The 24,047-nt window shown below is 29.9% G+C and carries 23 protein-coding genes and 1 tRNA gene; 7 read left to right on the top strand and 17 right to left on the bottom strand.

The window, feature by feature from the left end:
- Positions 1–93: 93 nt before the first annotated feature.
- Positions 94–927: a pyridoxamine kinase gene (locus ACTQYZ_RS01740; protein ID WP_441020964.1), complete on the top strand. Its 834-nt coding sequence runs from the start codon at positions 94–96 to the stop codon at positions 925–927.
- Positions 928–939: 12 nt separating this feature from the next.
- Positions 940–1,434: a pyridoxamine 5'-phosphate oxidase family protein gene (locus tag ACTQYZ_RS01735; protein WP_441415905.1), complete on the top strand. Its 495-nt coding sequence runs from the start codon at positions 940–942 to the stop codon at positions 1,432–1,434.
- Between the two features lie 23 nt (positions 1,435–1,457).
- Here the strand turns inward: ACTQYZ_RS01735 and upp are convergent, their stop codons facing one another.
- From upp to ptsP, 5 genes are all read right to left on the bottom strand, one after another.
- A complete protein-coding gene (gene upp / locus ACTQYZ_RS01730) occupies positions 1,458–2,087 on the bottom strand; it encodes a uracil phosphoribosyltransferase (protein ID WP_138268426.1) in 630 nt (209 codons plus the stop codon).
- Positions 2,088–2,270: 183 nt separating this feature from the next.
- Entirely contained in the window at positions 2,271–2,807 is a 537-nt protein-coding gene (locus ACTQYZ_RS01725; RefSeq protein ID WP_441415904.1) for a hypothetical protein, read from the bottom strand.
- Positions 2,808–2,977: 170 nt separating this feature from the next.
- Positions 2,978–3,139 carry a hypothetical protein gene (locus ACTQYZ_RS01720; protein ID WP_441020970.1) on the bottom strand — a complete coding sequence of 54 codons (162 nt, stop codon included), beginning with the start codon at positions 3,137–3,139 and terminating at the stop codon, positions 2,978–2,980.
- A 78-nt stretch (positions 3,140–3,217) separates the two neighbouring features.
- Positions 3,218–4,807 carry a chloride channel protein gene (locus ACTQYZ_RS01715; RefSeq protein WP_441020972.1) on the bottom strand — a complete coding sequence of 530 codons (1,590 nt, stop codon included), beginning with the start codon at positions 4,805–4,807 and terminating at the stop codon, positions 3,218–3,220.
- Between the two features lie 292 nt (positions 4,808–5,099).
- Complete coding sequence (ptsP, locus tag ACTQYZ_RS01710; protein ID WP_441021408.1) at positions 5,100–6,815, bottom strand: phosphoenolpyruvate--protein phosphotransferase; 1,716 nt, start codon at positions 6,813–6,815, stop codon at positions 5,100–5,102.
- A 188-nt stretch (positions 6,816–7,003) separates the two neighbouring features.
- On the opposite strand from ptsP, the gene ACTQYZ_RS01705 reads away from it, so the two are divergent.
- Positions 7,004–7,078 (top strand) — tRNA-Arg (locus tag ACTQYZ_RS01705).
- Between the two features lie 68 nt (positions 7,079–7,146).
- Here ACTQYZ_RS01705 and ACTQYZ_RS01700 read toward each other — a convergent pair.
- The 4 genes from ACTQYZ_RS01700 to ACTQYZ_RS01685 form a co-directional block, all read right to left on the bottom strand.
- Complete coding sequence (locus ACTQYZ_RS01700) at positions 7,147–7,422, bottom strand: hypothetical protein (RefSeq protein WP_441415903.1); 276 nt, start codon at positions 7,420–7,422, stop codon at positions 7,147–7,149.
- Between the two features lie 199 nt (positions 7,423–7,621).
- Complete coding sequence (gene hcp, locus ACTQYZ_RS01695) at positions 7,622–9,253, bottom strand: hydroxylamine reductase (protein WP_441415902.1); 1,632 nt, start codon at positions 9,251–9,253, stop codon at positions 7,622–7,624.
- A gap of 5 nt (positions 9,254–9,258) precedes the next feature.
- On the bottom strand, positions 9,259–9,447 hold the full coding sequence (locus ACTQYZ_RS01690; RefSeq protein ID WP_441020976.1) for a ferredoxin: 189 nt from the start codon (positions 9,445–9,447) through the stop codon (positions 9,259–9,261).
- A gap of 17 nt (positions 9,448–9,464) precedes the next feature.
- Complete coding sequence (locus tag ACTQYZ_RS01685) at positions 9,465–9,797, bottom strand: cupin domain-containing protein (RefSeq protein WP_441020978.1); 333 nt, start codon at positions 9,795–9,797, stop codon at positions 9,465–9,467.
- A 137-nt stretch (positions 9,798–9,934) separates the two neighbouring features.
- On the opposite strand from ACTQYZ_RS01685, the gene ACTQYZ_RS01680 reads away from it, so the two are divergent.
- Positions 9,935–10,612 carry a Crp/Fnr family transcriptional regulator gene (locus tag ACTQYZ_RS01680; protein WP_441020980.1) on the top strand — a complete coding sequence of 226 codons (678 nt, stop codon included), beginning with the start codon at positions 9,935–9,937 and terminating at the stop codon, positions 10,610–10,612.
- Positions 10,613–10,740: 128 nt separating this feature from the next.
- Here ACTQYZ_RS01680 and ACTQYZ_RS01675 read toward each other — a convergent pair whose 3' ends face one another.
- Both ACTQYZ_RS01675 and ACTQYZ_RS01670 read right to left on the bottom strand, forming a co-directional pair.
- Positions 10,741–11,163, bottom strand: a complete 423-nt coding sequence (locus ACTQYZ_RS01675; protein ID WP_441020983.1) for a hypothetical protein — start codon at positions 11,161–11,163, stop codon at positions 10,741–10,743.
- 115 nt (positions 11,164–11,278) lie between these two features.
- Positions 11,279–11,827, bottom strand: coding sequence for a sugar O-acetyltransferase (locus ACTQYZ_RS01670; RefSeq protein ID WP_441415901.1), 549 nt, complete (start codon positions 11,825–11,827; stop codon positions 11,279–11,281).
- Positions 11,828–12,009: 182 nt separating this feature from the next.
- On the opposite strand from ACTQYZ_RS01670, the gene ACTQYZ_RS01665 reads away from it, so the two are divergent.
- The 3 genes from ACTQYZ_RS01665 to ACTQYZ_RS01655 are packed head-to-tail and all read left to right on the top strand — an operon-like array spanning position 12,010 to position 17,938.
- Entirely contained in the window at positions 12,010–13,572 is a 1,563-nt protein-coding gene (locus ACTQYZ_RS01665; protein WP_441415900.1) for a type I restriction-modification system subunit M, read from the top strand.
- Between the two features lies 1 nt (position 13,573).
- On the top strand, positions 13,574–14,809 hold the full coding sequence (locus ACTQYZ_RS01660) for a restriction endonuclease subunit S (RefSeq protein WP_441415899.1): 1,236 nt from the start codon (positions 13,574–13,576) through the stop codon (positions 14,807–14,809).
- 15 nt (positions 14,810–14,824) lie between these two features.
- On the top strand, positions 14,825–17,938 hold the full coding sequence (locus ACTQYZ_RS01655; protein ID WP_441415898.1) for a type I restriction endonuclease subunit R: 3,114 nt from the start codon (positions 14,825–14,827) through the stop codon (positions 17,936–17,938).
- A gap of 35 nt (positions 17,939–17,973) precedes the next feature.
- On the opposite strand, the gene ACTQYZ_RS01650 is transcribed toward ACTQYZ_RS01655, so the two are convergent.
- The 6 genes from ACTQYZ_RS01650 to ACTQYZ_RS01625 all read right to left on the bottom strand — a co-directional run bounded on the left by ACTQYZ_RS01650 (position 17,974) and on the right by ACTQYZ_RS01625 (position 24,042).
- Entirely contained in the window at positions 17,974–18,165 is a 192-nt protein-coding gene (locus ACTQYZ_RS01650; RefSeq protein WP_441020993.1) for a hypothetical protein, read from the bottom strand.
- A 45-nt stretch (positions 18,166–18,210) separates the two neighbouring features.
- A complete protein-coding gene (locus ACTQYZ_RS01645; RefSeq protein ID WP_441416023.1) occupies positions 18,211–18,462 on the bottom strand; it encodes a helix-turn-helix domain-containing protein in 252 nt (83 codons plus the stop codon).
- A 113-nt stretch (positions 18,463–18,575) separates the two neighbouring features.
- Entirely contained in the window at positions 18,576–19,370 is a 795-nt protein-coding gene (locus ACTQYZ_RS01640) for a hypothetical protein (protein WP_441415897.1), read from the bottom strand.
- A 117-nt stretch (positions 19,371–19,487) separates the two neighbouring features.
- Complete coding sequence (gene clpB, locus ACTQYZ_RS01635; RefSeq protein ID WP_441021001.1) at positions 19,488–22,076, bottom strand: ATP-dependent chaperone ClpB; 2,589 nt, start codon at positions 22,074–22,076, stop codon at positions 19,488–19,490.
- 30 nt (positions 22,077–22,106) lie between these two features.
- Positions 22,107–22,769: a CopG family transcriptional regulator gene (locus ACTQYZ_RS01630; RefSeq protein ID WP_329381925.1), complete on the bottom strand. Its 663-nt coding sequence runs from the start codon at positions 22,767–22,769 to the stop codon at positions 22,107–22,109.
- Between the two features lie 310 nt (positions 22,770–23,079).
- Positions 23,080–24,042 carry an acetylxylan esterase gene (locus ACTQYZ_RS01625; protein ID WP_441415896.1) on the bottom strand — a complete coding sequence of 321 codons (963 nt, stop codon included), beginning with the start codon at positions 24,040–24,042 and terminating at the stop codon, positions 23,080–23,082.
- Between the last annotated feature and the right edge of the window lie 5 nt (positions 24,043–24,047).

Below are 24,047 nucleotides of genomic sequence, written 5' to 3'. Positions count from 1 at the left end.
TAATGAATATAATTTATCCTTTAAATTTCTAGTTTTGAGTATTATAATGTTAGTAATATTACTAACATTATTTATATTATCAGGAGAAAGAAAATGGACAAAAACAAAGATATATTACTTATAAACGACCTTCCCGGAGTAGGAAAAGTTGCATTATCCGCAATGATGCCGATAGTTTCTTCCCTTGGCTTTAGAGTGCATAACTTACCAACAGCAATAGTATCAAACACTCTTGATTATGGTTTGTTTGAAATAATGGATATGACAGACTACATGGAAAAGACAATTGATATATGGAATAAATTAAATTTTAAATTCGATTGTATTTGTACAGGATTTATTAACTCAGATCCTCAGGTTGAATTAATAGAAAAAATAATAAAAGACAACAAAGAAAAATCTCCAATAGTAATGGTTGACCCTATTATGGGTGATGACGGCAAGTTATATTTGGGACTTAGCGAAAATGTCGTAAAAAACATGAGAAAAATGTGCTCTATGGCAGATATAGTAACACCAAATTTAACGGAAGCATCTTTTATATTATATGATGAAATGAAAAATACAGCTTTAACCAAAGAAGAAATAAAAGAGTATATAGATGAATTTAGAAAAATAGGTTCAAAATCTGTTGTTATCACAAGTGTACAACATAAAGATGACAATAATTATTATATAGAAGGATACTCACACTTTGAAAACGAGTATTTTTCTATTCCTTATGATTATATAAACGTACGTTTCCCAGGAACTGGAGATGTATTCTCAGCGGTTTTAATCACAAAATTCCTAAAAGGTCTTACACTAAAAGAATCATGCAAAGCTGCTTCGGATTTTGTAAGAAAGGCTATGGAAAAAGACGAAAAAATCGTTGTAGACAAAAGAATGGGAATGAATATAGAAGATAATCTTCAATTTTTAAAATAAAAGAGGTTTAATATGAGAAGAAAAGACAGAGAAATGGATAAAAATTTTGCCCTTGACGTTTTGAAAAAGTCACCATATGTAGTTTTATCATTAACCGATGAAAACAACAATCCATACTGTATACCAATAAGCATTGTACTTGAAGAAAATCATTTATACTTTCACTGTGCAATGGAAGGAAAAAAGATAGACTTACTTAAAAACAACAATCAAATCTGCATATGCGCTGTATCAAGGTGTAAACCAAGACCTGAGGATTTCACAATGGAATTTGAAAGTGTGGTTTTATATGGAAAAGCAGAGGAAGTAAAAGAAAAAGAAGAAAAGATACATGCATTAAAATTAATATGCCTTAGATATGCAAAAAGTAATATGAAAATATTTGATGATGCAATAAACAGAAGTTTGGAAAGAACAAATGTAATAAAAATAAATATAGATGAAATAACAGGAAAAAGAAAAAAATATTCTAAAGAAGGAAAAGAACTTAAATTTGGTGAAAATTAAAAAACGCACAAAAGTGCGTTTTTTTATATCGTACCAAAAATTCTATCTCCTGCATCTCCAAGTCCAGGAAGAATATAACCATGTTCATTTAAACATTCGTCTATTACAGCAGTATATATATCCACATCAGGATGTTCTTTTTGAAGTTTTTCTATTCCCTCCGGAGAAGATATTATACATAAAAATTTAATATGTTTAATTCCTCTTTCTTTTAATTTATCAATGGCATCAACTGCAGAACCGCCAGTTGCAAGCATTGGGTCAACAACATAAGCGTCCATAGTTTCATAATTGTTTGGCATTTTAAAATAATATTCTTCTGCTTTTAGAGTTCTCTCGTTTCTTTCAAGTCCTATATGACCTACTTTAGCATTTGGAAGAAGTTCAAGCATTCCATCCATCATTCCAAGTCCTGCTCTAAGTATTGGTATAACCGTTATATTATCATTTATAATCTTTTCACCTGTTGTTTCACAAAGGGGAGTTTTTATTTTTTCTTTCTTTGTTTCAACGTTTCTTACTGCTTCATAACCAATAAATAAAGATAATTTTTTTACTGTTTCCCTAAAATCTTTTATGTTTGTTTTTTCGTCTCTTAAAGTCGATACATAATCTTTAATAATAGGGTGATCAAGGATAATTACTTGTGACATATCACTACCTCATTTCGATTTATATTACTAAAGTTATTTTATTACAAACAGATTATAAAGGCAATTATTTAATTATTAAAATTTTCTTACAAAACTATGGTAAAATATTATATATATTAAGCATTATATTTATAAATCAAGAATAATTTATTATTAAAAAAAGACAAGGTCTTACCTTATCTTTTATTTTTTTACTATTTTACCGTTCTTAAATTCTCCTTCGTAAACTTTACCGCTTGGATAAATAAGTTTACCATGCCCATTGCATTCATTATCCCTAAACTCACCTTCATATATTGAGCCATCTGTGTAATATACTTTTCCCATTCCTTCACGCATGGTATTTTTAAAATTCCCCTCATATATCATACCGTTTGAATATCTAACTCTTCTAAATTCATCTGTCCATTGTTCTTTTAAAAAAGAGTCTATATATTCTCCCGTTAATTCCTTTGTTTTTTCCATAAAACTCTTTGCAAGAGCTGAAGGTTCATCATGAATACCGGTAACGTATTTTGTAAAATCGTCTATTAAATTATAAGCTGAATTGAACATTATGCTCTCTGGAAACATTTCTTTTGCAATATCAGAAACTTCTTTTGGATAATATAAATCTGCAGCACCGAATAAGTGTAGTATTTCATGAATTAAAGAATTATAATGCTTATAATATATTACAGCATACTCGCAAAAATCATAAAAAGGAATTCGTGCATTCATTGCATAACAATTTGAAGGTCTTTTTGTAAAAAATAAAAACGCAACTTGATCAACATCATATGTAAAACTAATCTTGTCATGTAGCTGTTTTAAACTTGAACAATCAAATCCATTTACAAATTCTTTTAACCACTCATTACTGCTTGCTTTTTCAAAAGGATAGGTTATGTTTAAATAATAGACTTAACATAATATTCAAAAAATACATTTTCTTCTCTCACGCATTGTTTTATATAATCAAAGGATTTTAATATATTATCATTTTCATTTTGAATTTCTAAGTTTGTCCATTTATATTCGTTATCACTTACATAAACATTAACAAAAAGCAATTTTCCTCTTAACTTTTTAACGTTCCTATATTCATTCCTCTTAAAAGACAATGACTATCCATATAATGCTCCTTATATTTATATGTATTTTTTCTCCTTTTCACAACACATTTGTGTTAGAATCTCATTCATATAATTCATTTCGTTTTCATTTATAAGTACTGTTATAAAATCCCCTGCCTTAATAGTATTATACCCTCTTGGAATAAACTCTTTATTTCCTCGTTCTATTGCAACAAGAAGACAATTTTTAGGCCACTCAATTTCATCTAGTCTTCTCCCATCCACTTCACTTTCAAAAGCTATATTATACGTTATTAGCATTGTTTCATTGCTTGGCTCTTTAATTTCTATTTTTTGTTTTTTTAATATATTGTCAAGTAAACTTTCATATATAGGTTCACTTTTAAATATGTAAGCAACCACATAAGATATTATACAAACAAGACTTATTGATATCATATGCGAAAGAGAGCCTGTCATTTCCGTTATTAATATTATACCTGTAAAAGGTGCTCTTACGGTTGCACAGAAAAATCCCGCCATTGCAAGAATTATAAACTTTTGCGTAAAATCCGCAGAAATACCAATTAGATTTGTGCAAATTACAGCAAAAATAGCACCTATAAAAGAGCCTAAAACAAGCAAAGGAAAGAAGATCCCTCCAGGAGCTCCAGAGCCAAAACAAATGGCAGAAAAAATAAATTTTACAATAAGCAAAGTAATAAGTGTAGATAAAATATACTGATTATTTTCAAGTATTTTTACCATTTGATTCCCCCCTGCAAGTACATCTGGAAGAGTAAATGTAAGAATAAATGCAAACACAGTAGGAATTAGTATTTTATATTCGGTTTTTATTTTATTTAGCTTAGCATATATATGCTGAGAATAGACCATAACCTTATTATATATACTACCGCACACACCAAGTATAACCCCTAGAATAATTATAAGACCAAAATATTTTAATGGGATTGTTTGAAGATTTGTGTAGTGAAATACAGGAGAAAGCCCAAAGATACTTTTTGCAAGAAAATCTGCCGTAATAGATGCTGTCATTACGCTTACAATAATTCTTCCGTCAAAATTTTTATGTATTTCTTCCATTGTAAACATAGCCCCTGCCAAAGGAGCATTAAATGCAGCAGCAAGTCCTGCACCTGCACCACATGAAAGATAAACTTTTTCTTTAGTTTTTCCTTTTTTTTGAATTCTTGCAAGAAGTTTTGCAGACATAGCTCCAAGCTGTATGGAAGGACCTTCTCTTCCAAGAGAAAATCCCGATACAATACAAAGAGTTCCGCCTATTATTTTTGCAATTAATACCTTAATTGGATTTTGGGATAAATATCCTTTCATTTCTCCGCTTACTTGAGGAATACCGCTGCCGCTCGCCATTGGTTCAAACTTAATTAACTTACCAATAATTAAAGAAAGTAGTATTATAAATACTCCCCAAAAGAACATATACAAAAAATTACCATTTATTGTTTTTATGGTACCAAACAAAAAAGCTTCGGCTTTTGTTAAAAGAAATCTATAAATTATAGCGCTTATCCCTGCAACTAACCCAATAAGAAGCCCTTCTAATACAAATTTTATTTGTTCGCTCCCTTTTTTGTTTGAAAGTCTGGTTTTTATATTTTTCGCCATTGTATCGTTCAATGTTTTATCCTCTTATTTTCTACTTTATTTGATTATATTTTAACACATAAAAATAACAGATATAAATTTTTATATGGTTAAATACATATAATAAATTATAAAATTACTATAAATATTGCAATCTACAATACATTAAATTCAATACGAAACTTTTTACTAATGATATCATTTATATATAATAAAATTTTTAATATTAATATTTTTTATATTTAGTATGATTTTTATATATTTTAAACATATATTAGACAATAAAAAAACGGTATGGTTTTCCATACCGTTTTAATTTTTTTCATTAGTCTAAGTATTTAGCTAAGATAGCTTTTACTTCGTCTTGAGTTTCAGCATTTTCTAAAACTTCGTTAGCAATTTCTTTAGCTTGTTCATATGTAAAGCTTCTTACAACTTTTTTAGCTCTTAAGATAGAAGGAGCTGACATAGAGAATTCATCAAGTCCAAGACCTAATAGTAATAATGCAGCTGTTGGATCCCCTGCCATTTCACCACACATACCTGTGAAGATACCTTCTTTATGAGAAGCATCAATAACGTTTTTAACAAGTCTGATGATTGCTGGTGAAAGTGGTTGGTTAAGTTCTGATAAGTTTTGATTTTGACGGTCAACAGCTAGTGAGTATTGACATAAGTCATTTGTACCAATTGAGAAGAAGTCAACTTCTTTAGCAATAATATCAGCTGTAACAGCAGCAGAAGGGATTTCGATCATGATACCAACTTTAATGTTTTCATCATATTCGATTCCTTTTTCTTTAAGTTCAGCTTTACATTCTTCTAAGATACCTTTAGCTTTTCTAACTTCTTGTACGTTAGAAATCATAGGGAACATGATATGAGCATTTCCGTATACGCTTGCTCTAAGTAAAGCTCTAAGTTGAGTTTTAAACATATCAACGTTTTGGAAGCAAAGTCTTACAGCTCTAACACCTAAGAATGGGTTCATTTCTTCTTCCATTGGAAGATATGGAAGTTGTTTGTCACCACCGATATCAAGTGTTCTGATGATTACTGGTTTGCCGTTCATTCCTTCTAAAACTTGTTTATAAGCTTCAAATTGAACGTCTTCTGATGGCATTTCTTTTGAATCCATGTATAAGAATTCTGATCTGAATAAACCTACACCGTCAGCACCATATTTGTTTGCACCTTCAAGGTCATTAGGACTACCGATGTTTGCGCAAAGTTCAACTTTGTGTCCGTCACTTGTTTCACTTGGCATATCTTTAAGTTTAGCAAGTTCAGCTTGTTCTTGTTTGTAAGCTTCTTGTTTAGCTTCATATTCTTTAATTTGTTCATCTGTTGGGTTAATGATGATGTTACCGTCTGTACCGTCAACGATAATTTTTTCTCCACCTTTAACTTCACTTGTAATATTACCAAGACCTACAACAGCAGGAACTTCAAGTGATCTTGCCATGATAGCTGAGTGAGAAGTTCTACTTCCTTCATCAATAGCAAAACCGATAACTTTATCTTTATTCATTTGAGCTGTATCTGATGGAGTTAAGTCAACGGCTACGATAATTCCGTTATCTCCAACTTGAGATAAATCAGCACTTTCAAGACCTAATAAGTGTCTTAAAATTCTGTCTGCAACGTCTTGACAGTCTGTTGCTCTTGCTTTCATATATTCATCGTCCATAGCACCAAAGATAGCAACGAAACCTTCTGTTACTTCGTTTAATGCTTGTTCAGCAACGATTAATTCATTTTTAATTTTATTTTGAGCTTCACCAATGTATCCAGGATCATCTAAGAACATCATATGAGCAGTAAATACTTCAGCTTCTTCTTCCCCGATTTCTTTAACTGTTTTTTCTTTTAAAGCTTGTAATTCGTCTCTTGATTTTTCAATAGCGTCATCTAATTTTTTAAGTTCTGCATCAACTGCTGATGCTTCGATTTTGCCCGGTGTTACAACTAAATCTTCCTTTACATATAAGAATACATTACCAATCGCAACTCCAGGCGATGCATTAATTCCTTTCATGATAAAAACCTCTTTTCTTTGTTATAGATAAATATATTATATTATAAAATAAAATAAAATCATAGTGTTTTTTATAAAACTGTTTACATTTAATTTATTTGTATTTTAAAAAGCCTTTAAAAATAAGGATTGTTTTATTTGATAAGTAACTTATAATATGCTATTATATATAATGGTTTTTTACCTAAAGCGCCCCCTTAGTTAAATGGATATAACAAACCCCTCCTAAGGGTTAGTTGTGAGTTCGATTCTCGCAGGGGGTGCCATAATAAAAAAAATTAACCTCTTAGTATTAAATACTAAGAGGTTTTTTATAAATATCTTTAATGATAGATTAAAAATTATCTTTTTTTTCACAGATTCTTCTTATGCTCATTATTCCGCTAAACAATAAAATCGTAGATAATCCAAAAAACATCACCGACTTTACTATATCATTTTTCAAACTAACTATACCTGCCCAAATAAGCACGCCAATAGTAAAAGTATATAATACGGTAATTATACAAGTAAGAGGATATCTAATCCATTTACTTATTTTTCTATCATCAATAACGGATAAAATTACACTTAAAAACAATTCACATATAATTTCAATTATATAGTCCATAAGTACTTTCTCCGTTTTTAAGTACAATCACTAATAATATTTAAGGTATTATAACAAAATAATAATTCATTTTTAGCAATATCATAAATTGTTAATATATTGTTAAGTTTTGATAATTGATAATTAAAAAAAGAGAAAATAATCATTGTATTAATAAATATTTATCAAAATAAAAAACAGCCTTATTAGGCTGTTTTATTTAATTAAAGAATATTTTAATATCATCTTCTACACTGCCAATTCCTGCTATTTTAAATTCATCGACTAAAACTTTAGTAACATTAGGACTAAGGAATGCAGGAAGTGTAGGTCCAAGATGAATATTTTTAACACCTAAAGATAATAAAGCAAGTAAAACGATAACTGCTTTTTGTTCATACCATGCAATATTATAAACAATAGGAAGGTCATTAATATCATCTAAACCAAATATTTCTTTAAGTTTCATTGCAATTACGGCAAGAGAATATGAATCGTTACACTGACCTGCGTCTAACACTCTAGGGATACCGTTAATATCACCTAAATTTAATTTATTATATCTATACTTTGCACATCCGGCAGTAAGAATAACTGTATCTTTAGGAAGAGCTTTCGCAAATTCCGTGTAATATTCACGGCTTTTCATTCTACCGTCACATCCTGCTATTACAACGAATTTTTTAATTGCACCACTTTTTACAGCCTCAACTATCTTATCGGCTAACTTAAATACCTGTTCATGAGCAAAACCTCCTACAATTTCTCCTGTTTCTATTTGTGTCGGAGCACTGCATTTTTTTGCATGTTCAATAATCTGTGAAAAGTCTTTTATCTGTCCTATTTCACCTTTAATATATTTACACCCTGGGTAACCTGCTGCACCTGTAGTATAGACTCTGTCTTTATAACTATCCTTTGGAGGAACAATACAGTTTGTTGTCATTAAAATAGGTCCGTTGAATGATTCAAATTCTTCTTTTTGTTTCCACCATGCATTACCATAGTTTCCTACAAAGTTAGGATATTTTTTTAATTTGGGATAATAGTTTGCAGGTAACATTTCAGAATGGGTATATACATCAACTCCGCTTCCTTGAGTTTGTTGTAGTAACATTTCCATATCTCTTAAATCGTGACCTGAAACTAAAATTCCAGGATTTTTTCTTACCCCTATATTTACCTTTGTAATTTCCGGATTTCCATAAGCAGTGGTATTTGCTTCATCTAAAAGAGCCATACCCTTTACTCCGTATTCCCCAGTTTTTAAAGTTAATTTTACTAAATCCTCAACACTTAAACTATCATCTAAAGTTAGCGATAAAGCTTCTTGAATAAAGCTATCTACCTCTTCATCTGTCTTTAATAGTGCATTTGCATGTTTAGAATATGCACAAAGACCTTTTAATCCATAAGTTATAAGCTCTCTTAAAGAACGAATATCTTCATCTTTTGTAGATAATACACCTACCGTCTTTGCAAGTTCTTCCCAGTCTCCTTCTCCATTCCACAGTGCAGCTTTTGGTAGATTTTCTTTATTATCTAACTTATTTATTAAATCTTCTTTTGTCTTTAATGTTAAAGTAATTCTGTCTTTAATACTATCTATATCAAAATTTGCGTTTGTAATTGTAGTAAATAAATTTATAGATACAAGATAATTTATATCATCTGATACTTTTTTACCTTCTTGTCTAAGACGTGTTGTAACAAAAGATAATCCTTTGGTTACATATATTAATAAGTCTTGCATAATAGCTACATCAGGGTTTTTCCCACACACTCCAACAGCAGTACAGCCTTTGCATCCTGCAGTTTCCTGACATTGATAACAAAACATTTTATTTTCCATATTTTTTATTCCTCCATGCTAATTGCAGATACAGGACAATTATCAATTGCCTCTTGAACCTTACTTAAATTATTTTCGCTTACATCCTTATAAGCTTCTGACTTCCCATCCTCATTTAAACGAAAAACTTCATCACAGTATGTGCAACATAGTCCACATCCAATACAAAGTTCCTTATCTACAAATGCTTTCATATTAAATATTCCTTTCTTTAAAATACAACAACAAGCAACATTTTAAATGCTTCTTCACCATATACCGCATGAGGGTGATTAGCAGGCATTACAATAGATTCACCTTCTTTTAGAATATATTCTTTATCATCAATAGTGATCTTACCTACTCCGTCAAGACAAGTAACAAAAGCATCTCCGCCAGATTTATGTGTACTTATTTCTTCCCCTTTATCGAATGAAAATAATGTAACGCTTAATGCGCTATTTTGGGCAAGAGTTTTACTTACAACCTGACCTTTTTGATAAGATATCTCATCTTTTAATAAAACTACTTGAGCTTGATTTATATTTTTTATTTTTGTATTCATAACTTTCCTCCATATTAGCTTTTCTTAAATATTTTTACTTATTCATGTAGAATATTTATTTTTTATTTGATTTTGTAAATGTATAATACTATAATCAAGCCTAAGAAAATGTTGTATTTCCAACAAAAGGAGTTTTTATGGAAAAATATTTTGATACATTGTTAAAATGCCCTTTATTTAAAGGTGTTCAAGAAAATGAATTAAAATCAATGATAAAATGTCTTAATGGAAAAATTATAAATGTAAAAAAGAATGAAACGATATTCCTTGAAGGAGACCTGGCTCAAAATTTTGGAATCGTACTTATGGGAAAAGTTAAAATTATAAGAGATGACTTTTACGGAAACCGCAGCGTTTTAACAGTATTAAAAGAATCTGAAATGTTTGCGGAAGTATTTTCTTTTGCGGGACTTAATTCTTTTCCCGTAAGCGTGGTAGCCGATAAAGACAGTAAGATAATGTTACTTAATTCATATAAAGTAATGACAATGTGTTCAGCTTCTTGTAATTACCATAATTTAATAATTAAAAATCTACTAAAAGAATTGGCTCAAAAGAATCTATCTTTAAACAAAAAAATAAGATATATGTCCGAAAAAACAACAAAAGACAAATTAATGTCATATCTTTCAGATCAAGCAAAACAAAATAATAATGCTGAATTTGTTATTCCTTTTAACAGACAGACTCTCGCAGATTATTTGGGAGTAGAAAGAAGTGCCATGTCGGCAGAAATTGGTAAATTAAAAAAATTGGGAATAATTGATACAAAAGGCTCTTGGTTTAATGTAAAGAAAATTGATGAAGATATTTAAATAATAAAAAAATTGTATTTTCATATTAAAAAAAATTCAATTATATTATTAAATAATATAAAATTATAATTGCATTAATCATAATATTTAAAATATAAAAATACCCTTTAAATATATTAAAGGGTATTTTATTCTTCTGTTTCATAAATAATATCACCGGTAAAATAAACATATAAATCCATGGCATAAATCTCATCTTTATGTTTACGCCTTAGATAACCTGAATAGAATAATTTATTATATCCATAAAGTTCATCTACAATTTCAAAACTAAAATCATCATATTTTTTGAGAAACTCTGCAATTTCTAATTTTTCACCTTCAAACATTCCATACTCCCCAAGGCTGTTTTGAATAACAACACTTGAAAAATCAAAATCTACATTTTCAATAATAATACTGCCGGATATAATATCATAGGGTTCAATAAGCGATACATAACCATTTTCAAATTCAAGTTTTATGTTACTGTCTGTAATGTTAATATTATTAACATACATATCATGTAAGCCGTATGGTATAGTAGGGTTATATTTATATTTTGTTTTCATATATTTTCCTTAATTTATTGTAATATTTATTTTTAAATATATTTTTTATTATATATTACAATTAAATTTTTCTTAAGAATCTAATAACATATAATAAATTCCCCTAAATAAATCCTTATCTTTTAATCTCTCCTTTACTGCCGTAAACAATGCTGTCTTTTGGGATGTCCTTAGTTACAATGCTTCCCGCTCCAATTATCGCTCCGTCTTCTATGGTAATTCCCGGAAGAATAACGACGTTTGAGCCTATCCAAACATCATTTCCGATTTTTATAGGCTTTGCGAACTCAAGCCCTCTTCTTCTTTCTTCCTTATTTTTAGGATGAGAAGCCGTTGTTATAACACAGTTTGGGCCTATAAACACATTATCTCCTATTGTAACTTTTGCGGCATCAAGAATAGTTAAGTTATGATTTGAATAGAAATTTTCTCCAATAGATATATTAAAACCGTAATCACAATAAAAAGGCTGTGTTACTGTTACTGTCCCTTTTATCTGACCTAAAATATCTTTTAAAAGTTTATTTTGATTTTCTTTATCTGATGGTTTTAGATTGTTAAATTCAAAACATAAATCGGCACACTTATCCCTAAGTTTTAAAATATTCTTATCATAATTTGCATCGTAAAGCATTCCTTTTTGAGCCTTTTCCCATTCGTTCATTTTTATCTCCTGGTTTTTTATTTATTATAATATAAATTAAAAGATTTGATTTATTTATTATAAGTTTTATAAGGAAAAATTTCCCTAATAAAATGCTTATTTATACAAAATATCCAATAAAATTGAAATGGATTTAAAAATTTTGTAAAATAAAATTAAATATATAACAAAGGATGAAAATGATGGCAGACAATAAGAAAGAAATGGAAAGAGATGAACTTCATAGAGCTATATGGGCTATAGCCGATGAATTAAGAGGAGCAGTTGACGGCTGGGATTTTAAAAATTATGTCCTTGGCACAATGTTTTATAGATACATATCAGAAAATATATCAGAATATATAAACAAAGGAGAAAGAGACGCCGGTGACCTTGAATTTGACTATGCTAAATTAGAAGATGAACAAGCAGAAACAATAAGAGAAGATATAGTAAATTCAAAAGGCTTTTTTATTCTTCCAAGCGAACTTTTCTGCAATGTGCAAAATAAGGCAAAAAGCGATGAAAATTTAAACGAAACATTAGAAAAAGTGTTTAGAAATATTGAAAATTCGGCAAAAGGAACCGATTCAGAAAATTCTTTCGCGGGACTATTTGATGATTTTGACGTAAACAGCAACAAGCTTGGTTCAACGGTTAAAAAGAGAAACGAAAGACTTGTTAAACTTTTAGACGGCATAAACAACATGAAACTTGATAATGTTCAAAATCACGATATAGATACCTTTGGTGATGCTTATGAATATCTTATGACAATGTATGCATCAAATGCAGGAAAATCGGGAGGCGAGTTCTTCACACCGGCGGATGTTTCGACTCTTCTTACGCTTCTTGGAACAGTAGGGAAAAAAGAAGTAAACAAAGTATACGACCCTGCCTGCGGTTCAGGTTCTCTTCTTTTAAAATCCGTTAAAGTACTTGGAAAAGAAAATGTAAGAAACGGTTTTTACGGTCAGGAAATAAATATAACAACCTATAACTTATGTCGTATAAATATGTTTCTTCACGATATAGACTATGACAAATTCGATATAGCCTGTGAAGATACTTTAACAAAACCAAAACACTGGGATGATGAACCTTTTGAGCTTATCGTATCAAATCCTCCTTATTCAATAAAATGGGAAGGAGACAGCAACGCAACCTTAATAAACGACCCAAGGTTTTCCCCTGCCGGAGTTTTGGCACCTAAAAGCAAAGCAGACCTTGCTTTTATAATGCATTCATTAAGCTGGCTTGCCACAAACGGAACGGCTGCCATAGTATGCTTCCCGGGGGTAATGTACAGAGGGGGAGCAGAGAAAAAAATAAGAAAATATCTTATTGATAATAACTTTATAGATACTATTATCCAGCTTCCGGAAAACCTATTCTTTGGAACATCAATAGCAACGTGCATTATGGTAATGAAAAAGAACAAAACCGATAACAAGACTTTATTTATTGATGCGAGCAAAGAATGCATAAAGGTAACAAACAACAATAAACTTACAAAAGAAAACATGGATAAAATACTATCAATATTTAAAGAAAGAAAAGAAGAAGAACATTTTTCTTCTCTTGTGGAATATGAAAAGATAAAAGAAGAAGATTACAACTTATCAGTAAATACATATGTTGAACCACAAGATACAAGAGAAGTAATAGATATCGATGTGTTAAACAAAGAAATAAAAGAGATAGTAGAAAAAGAAGAAATTTTAAGAGCCGAAATCGACAAAATAATCAAGGAGATTGAGGGATAACATGAGCAAATTAGAACAACTGATAAATGAACTCTGTCCCGATGGGGTTGAGTATAAATATTTAGATAAAATATTTAATATTAAAAACGGATATACACCGTCAAAAAAGAAGAAAGAATATTGGGAAAACGGAAATATTCCTTGGTTTAGAATGGAAGATATAAGAGAACATGGAAGAATTCTTAATGATTCAATTCAACATGTTACTACTTGTGCTATAAAAGGAGAACTTTTCCCTAAAAATAGTATTATTGTTTCAACTACAGCAACTATAGGTGAACATGCATTAATATTATCTCCATATTTAACAAATCAACAATTAACTAATTTTAATATAAAAAAAGAATATAAGCATTTATTAAATATAAAGTTTGTTTATTATTACTTTTTTGAATTAAAAGAAGAAATGGAAAATCTAGCTAATAGAGGAGGAGGAATATCAATAATTAGTTTAACTAAATTAAAAAAACTCAAAATCCCTCTCCCCCCTCTTCCCGTACAAGAAGAGATCGTGCGTATTTTGGATACCTTTACAGAGCTTACAGCAGAGCTTACAGCAGAGCTTACAGCAGAGCTTACAGCAAGAAAAAAACAGTATGAGTATTATAGGGATGAGTTGTTGAAATTTGGAGATGAAGTTGAAAGAGTTAAACTTGGGGATATTGCTAAAATTGAAAGAGGTGGATCTTTACAAAAAAAAGATTTTATTGAACAAGGATTTCCTTGTATACATTATGGTCAAATATATACTAAATACAGTAAATTCCCGAATAAAACATTTACTTATATATCTAAAGAAAAAGCTTTTAAACAAAAAAAAGCAAACAAAAATGATATTATTATGGCTGTAACAAGTGAAAATATTGAAGATGTATGTAAATGTATTGCATGGTGTGGAGAAAATGAAGTTGCAGTAGGAGGACATACTGCCATTATTTCTCATAATCAAAATCCTAAATATTTAACTTATTATTTTAATACACAAATGTTTTTTAAACAAAAAATAAAACTCGCACATGGAACAAAAGTTATAGAGGTTTCACCAAAAAAACTAAATAATATAATTATTCCCCTCCCTCCGCTATCAGAACAACAAAAAATAGTAGACATACTTGACCGTTTCGATACCCTTTGTAATGATATAACCAATGGTCTTCCTGCTGAAATAGAAAAAAGACAGAAACAATATGAATATTATAGAGATAAACTGCTTGATTTTAAGGAACTTTCAAAATAAAAAAGAGGTGAAAACATGAGCTACTTTAACATAGTTGCATCAACAACCGAAAACACCGTAATAACAGAATATAAACCGGGAATACAAACTGCAAAAGCATATCAAAGCGAAGCAGAACTTGAAAAAGAATTTATAAATCTGCTAATGTCTCAAGGATATGAATATGTAGATATACATACACAAGATGAACTTAAACTTAATTTAAGGAAACAGCTTGAAAAATTAAATAACTATGAATTCAGCGATATGGAATGGGAAAGATTTTATAAAGATTCCATAGCAAATAAAAATGAACATATAGTTGAAAAGACAAGGAAGATACAAGAAGACTATATCCAAGTATTAAAAAGAGACGACAACACATCAAAAAACATCTCTCTTTTAGATAAAAACAATATTCATAACAATCATTTGCAGGTTTTAAATCAATACGAAGTGACAAAAGAAGAAGGGGCAATCTACGATAACAGATACGATGTTACAATTCTCGTAAACGGACTTCCTCTTATTCATATTGAACTAAAAAGAAGGGGAATAAACATAAAAGAAGCCTTTAATCAAATTAACCGCTATCAAAGAGATTCTTTCTTTGCGGGAGACGGTCTTTTTGAATATGTTCAAATATTTGTTATTTCAAACGGAGTAAATACAAAATATTATTCCAACTCCACCAGATATAATGCCATAAAAGAAGCCACAACAAAAAATACAAACAAAAACAAAACCAGCAATAGTTTTGAATTTACCAGCTTTTGGGCTGATGCAAACAATAAAATAATTCCCGATTTAATAGACTTTGCAAAAACATTTTTTGCAAAACATACAATTCTTAATATAATTGCAAAATACTGCATATTTACATCGGAAAATATGCTTATGGTAATGAGACCTTATCAAATAACGGCAACGGAAAGAATAATAAACAGAATACAAATTGCAAACAACTATAAAAAATACGGAAGTATTGCATCAGGCGGATATATTTGGCATACGACAGGAAGCGGGAAAACCCTTACTTCCTTTAAAACTGCGAGAATAGCCTCTAATTTAGATTTTATAGATAAAGTTATATTTGTCGTAGACCGTAAAGATTTAGATTATCAGACAATGAAAGAATACGACAGGTTTGAAAAAGGATGTGCAAACAGCAACACTTCAACTGCCGTATTGACAAAACAGCTTGAAGATGATAATGCAAGAATTATAATAACGACAATACAAAAGCTTTCAACTTTCGTAAAGAAAAATGAAAAACATGATATATATGATAAACAAATTGTATTAATTTTTGATGAGTGCCATAGAAGTCAGTTCGGCGAAATGCACAAAGCAATAGTAAAAAACTTTAAGAAATATTATTTATTCGGTTTTACGGGAACTCCTATTTTTGCCGTAAATGCGAAAGGAATAAATAGTGGTAGCAATTTAACAACAGCTCAAACATTTGGGGATTTACTTCATACATACACAATAGTAGATGCCATAAACGACAGAAATGTTCTACCTTTTAGAGTAGAATACAATAAGACAATGGGCTATGAAGATAATATCAAAGATAAGCAGGTATACGACATAGACAGAGAAAATGTATATATGGCAAAAGAAAGAATCTCACTTATTACAAAATATATCTTAGACCACTTTGACCAAAAAACATATAGGGGAAACAAAACATATGTTTTTAATTCCCTAAAAAATATTGAACAAGTTGCCACAAATAAAGATAAGAAAATTGAAGAAATAAAACAAAAACAAAGATTAAGCGGTTTTAATTCCATTTTTGCAGTAGCAAGCGTTGAAATGGCAAAGGCTTATTACAGCGAGTTTAAAAAACAGATGAACGAAAATAGGAATAAACAATTAAAAATCGCTCTTATTTACAGTTATAGCCAAAATGAAGAAGAAGCAGAAGGAATTTTAGGAGAAGAAAACAGCGAAGATACTTCCGCTTTAGATACAAACAGCAGAGAATTTTTGGAAGACGCAATAAAAGACTATAACAAAATGTTTAACACTTCCTATGACACAACAAGCGATAAATTCCAAAATTATTATAAAGATGTATCCCTTAGAATGAAAAATAAGGAAATTGATTTGCTTATTGTAGTAAATATGTTTTTAACAGGTTTTGACGCAACTACTCTTAATACATTATGGGTAGATAAAAATTTAAAAATGCATGGCTTGATTCAAGCATTCAGCAGAACCAACAGAATTTTAAATTCAATTAAGACATTCGGGAATATAGTTTGTTTTAGAAATCTTCAAAAAGAAGTAGATGATGCTCTTGCATTATTCGGCGATAAAAAAGCAGGAGGAATTGTATTAATAAGAAAATTCAAAGACTATTTTTATGGCTATACAAATGAAAAGGGAGAAAACAAACCCGGTTATATCGACCTTATAAATAAATTAAAAGAGAAATTCCCGTTAAGTGAAGAAAGAATAACAGGGGAGGGAAGACAAAAAGAATTTATAATGCTTTTCGGCTCTATACTTAGAATGAGAAATCTTTTAAACTCCTTTGATGAATTTGAAGAAAATGACATAATATCCATAAGAGACATACAAAACTACACAGGAAGATATCAAGATATTAGAGATGAATGGATAAACAAAAAAGATATGGAAAAAGAAGATATAACCAATGATGTTATATTTGAAATAGAACTTATAAAGCAAGTAGATATAAATATTGATTATATATTAATGCTTGTAAAAAAATATCATGAAAGTCACTGCAAAGACAAAGAAGTATTAATTAATATACAAAACGCAGTTGATGCAAGTTATGAATTAAGAAGTAAAAAAGTTCTAATTGAAAACTTTATTGAAAGAGTAAATGAAACAGACAATATAGACGAAGAGTGGAAAAATTTTATAAAGAAAGAAAAAGAAAAAGAACTTGATAAAATCATTAAAGAAGAAAACTTAAAAGAAGAAGACACTAAAAAGTTTATTCAAAATGCGTTTAGAGACGGATATATAAAAACAACAGGAACGGACATTGACAAAATAATGCCTCCTGTTTCAAGATTTTCTAAAGAAGGAAACAAACGAAAAGAGAAAAAACAAAAGGTTATTGAAAATCTAAAAGAATTTTTTGATAAGTTCTTTGGTATAGGTTAAAACATTGTTTTTATAATACAAAAAGAAGATAAGTCTTACTTATCTTTTTTTAATTCTTTTTTTCTTTCTTTTAAAGATATTCTATTTGAACTGTTATATAAACCCACAAGTTCAAAAGAAATTCCAAGCCCATAAAACACTCCGATTACAAATTGGGCTATGTTTTCCCTAAAAATAAAATCTAAATAAGGAATATAATTATTTAAAATTGCAAGAATAGTAAACAAAATTCCTAAAATTAAAAATCTGTTTACTTTTTTTGCTTTAAATGACTATTCTTCCATAGAATAATTAATAAGCCTTTCCACAGTATCCTTTAACTGCTTTAACTCATCAATATTCATTCTTCTTCCATTTAAAAGCTCACTTATTGTTATATCGAATTCTTCACAAATCATAACAAGTAAAGATAAATCCGGCATTGTTTTTCCGTTTTCCCACCTTGAAACAGATTTGTTGCTTACATTTAACTTCTCGGCAAGCTGCTCTTGAGTTAAATTCTTTTCTTCTCTTAAACTTTTTATAAATTTACCAATCTGAGATTGATTTATATAAGTTCTCCTTTTCCACCCTGTATTCTAACTTAATTATGATATTTTTTATACTTTTTATAAAGGACAGATGGTGAGAATTCATGTTAATTTACAGTTTTTACCCCATCTTTATATTCTGTTTTGTGGTTTTCGTCTATATATATCTCAAATGAAGCATTGTTTCCATACTTTTCAAGCAAATTTTTCTCTATCTTTTCCATGCTGTCAAAAATGTGTCGTTTTTCTTCATCGGTTAATTTATCTAACTTATAATCATAGGAACGTATATAAATAAAAAATTCATGCTTATCATAGTTTAGATAATTTTTAGCACTTACATCTTTTACGTTAAACCATTCCTGTTTTATTAAATCATCATAAAATTCAGCTTCAGGATTACCACCGTTATAAGATATCTCTACGGTTAAAGCTTCCATTTCTTTTTCACTTAAATAAGGTGCTATGCTCTCTTTCATAACTTTATCCTCGCAGATAGAAAAAGAAACACTCATAAATTCTAATGTAAGAGCTTGTTTTTTTGAATATCGTTTTTTACTGAGAAAAGAATATTTATCGTTATTTATTCTAAAGGTATGGTCTGAAATTATTGCCATTTCTCTTTTATTGTCAGCACCCATATAGGTTATACTCCATTCGTTAAATTTTCCCGGTACATTCCCGGATAAATTGGGGGCAGAACGAACAATAATATATTCATCGTATATTATGCTTTCTTTTGTTTCTTTTGATATACTTTCCCAGTTTCCATTTCCAAAAAAAGTGTCAAATTCATCATTAAATTTTACCGGCCAATTCGAATTGACGCTTTTTATAATAAAGTATCCCGCAACAATTAAAATCGGAACAATAATAACAATAAATCTTTTCAATATTTTCATACTTCCCCTCCTTTTTCTTTATATAAAATTTTTCCTTAACTAAAAATATAAATTATTAATTATATTTTACTTTACAATACAAAAAAACAAAAGGACCTGTTAAGGTCCTTTTACAAATTAATATCTTACAACCAATTTATCATTTTCTACATCTACCTTTAATGTAGTTCCGCTTTCAAAGTTATTTGCAAGTATAGCTTTAGCTATTAATGTTTCAACATGACTTTGAATAAATCTCTTAAGAGGTCTTGCACCAAATATTGGGTCATAACCATTGTCGATTATAAATTCTTTGGCTTTATCACTTATAACAAAATGTAAGAATTTATCTTCAAGTCTATTTTTAAGTTCTTCCAACATAAGGTCGACAATCTTGGATATTTCTTCTTTCTTAAGCGGCTTGTAGATAACTATTTCATCTAGTCTGTTTAAAAATTCAGGTCTAAAGTGTGATTTAAGAAGTTTATCTATATTATCTTTTGTTTCTTCTGTAATATCGCCGTATTTTTCTGTACTTTCAAGCAAATATTCACTTCCAAGGTTAGATGTTAAGATAATGATTGTGTTTTTAAAGTCAATAGTTCTTCCTTGTGAGTCTGTAACTCTTCCGTCATCAAGAATTTGAAGCAAGATGTTAAATACATCAGGATGAGCTTTTTCGATTTCATCGAAAAGTACTACACTGTAAGGACTTCTTCTTACTGCTTCCGTAAGTTGTCCCCCTTCATCATATCCTACATATCCCGGAGGTGCACCTATAAGTCTAGACACGCTGAATTTTTCCATGTATTCACTCATATCAATACGTATGATATTTTGTTCATTATCAAATAGTGTATAAGCAAGAGTTTTTGCAAGCTCTGTTTTACCAACCCCTGTCGGACCCAAGAACAAGAATGAACCTATTGGTTTTGATGGGTCTTGAATACCTGCTCTTGACCTGATTATCGCATCGCTTACAAGTCTTACTGCTTCATCTTGTCCGATTACTCTCTTGTGAAGTGTATCTTCTAAGTGAAGAAGTTTTTCTTTTTCGCTTTCAACAAGTTTAGATACCGGAATATGAGTCCATTTTGAAACAATCTTTGCGATTTCTTCTTCCGTAACTTTATCTCTTAAAAGAGTAGAATGTTTTTCTTTTGATTTTTCTTCTTCGGCTTTTAATTCCTTTTGAAGTTCTGGCAATTTACCATATTTAAGTTCGGCTGCTTTATTAAGATTGTTTACTCTTTGAGCTTGTTCTATTTCGCCGTTTACTCTATCTATTTCTTCTCTTAATCTTTGAGCTTTTCCGATTGTGTCTTTTTCTTTCATCCATTTTGCTTTCATGGCATTAAACTTATCAGAAAGTTCAGCGATTTCCTTGTTGATTTCTTCAAGACGTTTCTTTGCAAGTTCGTCTTTTTCTTTTTTAAGAGCTGTTGCTTCAATTTGATATTGCATAATCTTTCTGTTTACTTCATCAAGCTCTGTTGGCATTGAATCCATTTCAGTCTTGATTAAAGCACAGGCTTCATCGATTAAGTCAATTGCTTTATCAGGTAAGAATCTGTCTGTAATATATCTGTTTGATAAAATTGCTGCAGAAACAAGAGCTTGGTCTGTGATTTTTACGCCGTGATATATTTCATATCTTTCCTTAAGACCTCTAAGGATTGCAACTGTATCTTCAACACTTGGTTCTCCTACCATAACAGGTTGAAATCTTCTTTCTAGTGCAGCATCTTTTTCGATGTATTCTCTATATTCATTTAAAGTAGTTGCACCTATACAGTGTAATTCCCCTCTTGCAAGAAGTGGTTTTAATAGGTTGCCGGCATCCATTGCACCGTCAGTCTTACCTGCGCCTACTATTGTGTGAAGTTCATCAATGAATAGAATAATTTTACCTTCGCTTTTCTTGATTTCATCAAGTACGGCTTTGATTCTTTCTTCGAACTCACCTCTGAATTTTGCACCTGCAACAAGAGCACCCATATCAAGAGAGAATATGCTTCTGTCTTTTAGATTGTTTGGAACATCTCCTCTTACAATTCTAAGAGCAAGACCTTCTGCGATTGCTGTTTTACCAACACCAGGTTCACCTATTAAAACAGGGTTATTCTTTGTTTTTCTTGATAGTATTCTTATTACATTTCTTATTTCATCGTCCCTGCCGATTACAGGGTCAAGTTTATTTTGTTTTGCAAGTTCCACCAAGTCGGAACCATATTTTTCAAGTACATTATATGTGTTTTCAGGATTTTGATTGTTCACTGTTCTCCCTCCTCTCACCAAAGACAAGTTCTTTGTGAAGTTATCTTTTGTAACATTATATTTTCTAAATTCATCTTTTATAAAGCTTCCGCCTTCATTAAACATTGCAAGGAATAAATGTTCAACGGAAACATATTCGTCTTTCATATTCTTTGCTATATTTTCTGCAAGACGAATAACTCTATTTAAGTTGTTGCTTGCGTATAAGTTATCTACGCTGCTTGATGAAACTTTAGGAAAAGATTTTATTTTATTTTCTACTTCCGATTTTAATCCAGATACATTAACCTGCATTTTTTCAAGAAGTTCAGGAATAAGCCCTCCTCTGTCATCAAGTAATGCGTATAATAAATGTTCGGCTTCCATAACCGAGTTATTGTTATCTATAGCTAAATTCTGTGCATTTTGAAGTGCAAGAAGTGATTTTTCAGTATAGTCATTTGCATTCATTTTAAAACCCTCCTTTATGTTAAATAATCATTATATAATTGCATGAACCTTTTGCATTAAAGTAACATACTCTTTTTCAGCATCGGAGCATGCGTCATCAATATATGGAAGATCATTTAAAAATACTTTTAACACGCTGTCAAATACCTTTATATATTCTCCGATTAAAACTCCAAGGTCAACTTTGTCAACACCTTGTTCCTTTGGTAAAACAAATTGTCTTGTATATTTCTTTTCTTCTATCTTGTAACATAAATTATCCTCCAGTATTCCTCTAATATATTTTTCTTCAAGCTTTGAATAAAAATTCAAAAATCTGTTCATATCTCTTATTAAAGTCTGATTTGTCGTTCTTAAAGTAACTTTAAGCTCTCCAAATGAATACTTTGAATTGTCATATAACTCTACTCCGTATTTTATGGTTGGTCTGTATTTATATCTAAGAGAGCTGGTTATATTCATAAAATAAGGAGATGGATTAGCTAAAACTTGAAAAGTATTCATTTCCTTAAACATATTTTCAAGGGATGTAAATATTCCTTCAACCTGTTTTTGAGGTGTTGTATATGATACATAATCAGCCAAAATTTGATTTATTAAATTAGACCTGCTTGTACCCATTTTATAAGCCGCTTCATCAACTTTTTCTACGACTTCATCCATTAATACTAAACTATATACACTTTTTCCCATTTTACCTGCACCTTTCCTTTATTTTGGCTAAATTATATACCTGATTATATAATTTGTCAATAGAATTATATAATTTTAATTACAAATTAATAATTGTATAATATTTATTTATATAAAACCTTTCAAACAACCAAAACCCTTTTAAATAAAGGGTTTTAGCCTAATCAAATGTATTTTTTTACCTTTAATTTTAATATTTTATACCTTAAATTTGACAAAAAATATAAAAACTTGTTTGGGAATTTAATAATTTTTTTTAAATTTTAACAAAAATAAAACACCCTGAATCTATAATCAGGGTGCTTATTAATTAAAGTTTTTCTTTAAAGAATTCATATATTATATCGTCTGAATAAGGAAGTCTTTCATGAGTATATTCGCAGTATACTTTTAATTCCTTATTACATTTTAATTTATTGTATATTGAAAATTGTGTTATAGGCGGACAAGTTGTATCAAGAAGCGCCGTAAAGAATAACACATCACATTTTACTTTATCCGCAAAATTTTGAACATCTATGTAAGAAAGTCTTTCAAAAAATTCATCTTCTTTTTCGTGTAATGTATCGTATTTTCTAAACCAATTTTTAAATTCAACATACACATCTTCACACATATTCATTTCAAAAACCTTTTTAAAGTCTGCAAGGAAAGGATAAATAACAGCACTAGCCTTAACATTTTTATTAAATGCCGCAACAACAAGACTTAATGCGCCCCCTTGGCTTTTTCCTGTTGTACCAATTCTGTTTTCGTCTATGAAATCCATATTTTCAAATAGAACAAAAGCTTTTACGGCGTCAAGATAAATATTTCTGAAAAATAATTTTTTCTTGTCTTCATCCATTACGCCTCTTATTATTTGACCATAAAGAGTAGGTCCGTCAGCAGTGTAGTTATCTTCGCTTTTTCCACCTTGTCCAGGAACTTCAAAAGCTAAAAAGGCCATATCATTATATGCATATGGAACTTTTGAATAAATACTGTCTGCATTTGATGTGTAACCATGGAATGACATTACTCCCGGAATTTTTCCTTCAATGTGTTTAGGTTTAACAAGTTCACAGTGAACTCTTTCCCCATTCATTCCTTTAAAATACATATCGTATACTTCGATATCTTTCATTGGGAAATCCCTCTTCTCAAGAGTATAAGAAAAATCAGTTCCCTTCAAATCTTTTACTCCTTCTGCCCAGTATTTATCAAAATCCTCTGCTTTTGGAGATATCCCCATATAATCTTTATAGTTTTCAACTGTACTTTTTAGTGGCATAATTT

The sequence above is a fragment of the Anaerofustis sp. LCP19S3_F7 genome (assembly GCF_052119445.1).
GTDB lineage: Bacteria > Bacillota > Clostridia > Eubacteriales > Anaerofustaceae > Anaerofustis > Anaerofustis butyriciformans.
This window is presented reverse-complemented; position numbering and strand designations above follow the sequence as displayed.